This window comes from Gilliamella sp. Choc4-2 (genome assembly GCF_001690355.1).
Classification (GTDB): domain Bacteria; phylum Pseudomonadota; class Gammaproteobacteria; order Enterobacterales; family Orbaceae; genus Gilliamella; species Gilliamella apicola_A.
The window spans coordinates 1-1,891 of the sequence record NZ_LZHG01000031.1; the positions used below are offsets into that span (position 1 = coordinate 1).

Below are 1,891 nucleotides of genomic sequence, written 5' to 3' on the forward strand. Positions count from 1 at the left end.
GTTAATCGATTCTGTCACTGCTTCGGCTTATGGCTCGTATCAGCTGTATATTGGTATGACAGTAAGTATGGAAACACTTTTTTACCCCGCAAATCTTAAACTTAACAGTAATCTAATGAATTAAAACAATATTACAGAACATAAGCACCACTAAGCCCTATCTTTAAGCGCAACGTACCATCATAAGAAATACTATAGTAATGAGCACCACCTTCAATAATTTGTCCAGTTACACCTTCTTTGAGTCCACCATAACCTTTATATAAGCTATAAATATCCTTATTTTTTATCCAATTTGGCACATTTTCTAAATGGTAGGTAAAAATGATCACCCGCTGACCTTGTAATTGGTCGTCAACTCCCGTAACTTTCTCAACCACAACCCGACCAAAGCAGAAGTTAGTGCCTCCCCACCAATCTACGTATTTACGCCCTTCCTCTGTTAAATCGTAACGGTACAGGGGCTTATCGCCGTCATGACCAACCAGCTCTTCGGTAAATAATCCCTCTTTAGCATAGAGGGCTAATCGTTTATTTAATTTATGATTAACATAAATTGGGTCACGATAATGTAAATCTTTATGATAACCAGGCATATATTTTATAGTATAAGGATACATATCCTCAGTTAAATCCCCCACTGCCAAACAAACTGATTTATTTCCTGTTGGGTTATTAATATCGTTTTCTCTTTGAATTCGCGTTTTATAATCGGTAAAATCGCACCCTGTCAGTAACGATAACATCAGTAAACTACTACCTAATATTAAGATTTTTTTGATTTGTGTTTTCATCAGTTATTACCTGTTGGTTAAAATTTGTTAATCGATTCTGTCACTGCTTCGGCTTATGGCTCGTATCAGCTGTATATTGGTATGACAGTAAGTATGGAAACACTTTTTTACCCTGTTCATCCACTTTCCCCGTTGGCCAATATTGAACGGTGCAAATCACTTCAAACTGACCAGTTACCCGCCCTACTAGTTGGTTTATCATAAATAAACCGATATTCGGCGCTTTTGGCTTGGTCGTTGTAACATCTGTGGTGGCGCTGTCTGCTGGTGTTGCCACTTTTTCCTGCGATGTTTTAATATCGATACCCATCACTTGCTGCATGGCATACCAATTTTTAACCGTATTTCCCAATTCTTTGGGCTCAGCCTGATAATAGTTATATGTTTCACGAATTTTAACCCTACTCATCTTTTCATTAACCAGCTTAAAATAGGCTGGATTGTATTGTATCGGTTTAATACTTAATGCCTCTTCACCATCACTTACTGCTAATATGGTCTCTTGTGGTTCACCACGATGGCGGATGGTGATTGTTCCTTCAAACACCGCCTTATTCTTAACAAAATCAGGAAGTTGCATCACTAAGCTTAAATTGTACAATTTACTGTTTGAGGTTTTATTTATTGCCTCTACCACTTCACGTTGGTCATCGGTTCCCCAAACGATTCCCGTGACTTTAGTGGGCGCACTATTTTTTAGATTTTGTTGACCTTCTTTCCCCAAATCGCTTGCATTCACTTCATGGTGGGCGGTTTGGCAAAGTCCTTTTCGGGATGCCAAATAAAAATCTTGCTCGGATAGGTAGTTGCCCGTATCACTAATGGGGTAAGGTGGGTATAAGTCATTGCGAGCTAGGTTGCCAAATATGGAGCGGTTTATCCATTTGTCCATTTCGTCCCATTGGCTGCCGTCGTCGTAAGTGCCAAATAGAAAATTAAGAATAAATGGCGCTAAAACTAAAACCAGCCCCCATGGTCCAGACAACGCAAACGATAACCCCAATCCGGCTATTGCAAAACCAATACAAGAACTGACCATAAAACTAACGGCGCCAACATCACCCCGGGCTAATGCTTTATTGGCACGACAGATATCA

General features: G+C 39.6%; 2 protein-coding genes. Both read right to left on the bottom strand.

The genetic code is table 11. From position 1 onward, the window contains the following. Positions 1–131: 131 nt before the first annotated feature. Entirely contained in the window at positions 132–794 is a 663-nt protein-coding gene (locus tag A9G34_RS04380; RefSeq protein ID WP_065568989.1) for a hypothetical protein, read from the bottom strand. A 40-nt stretch (positions 795–834) separates the two neighbouring features. Continuing rightward, on the bottom strand, positions 835–1,891 hold a 1,057-nt coding region (locus tag A9G34_RS10730), incomplete at its 5' end, for a hypothetical protein (protein ID WP_176701471.1).

Excerpts from the sequence above, each read along its gene's own strand:
- A9G34_RS04380 (WP_065568989.1), bottom strand. The coding sequence starts at position 794 with ATGAAAACACAAATCAAAAAAATCTTAATATTAGGTAGTAGTTTACTG.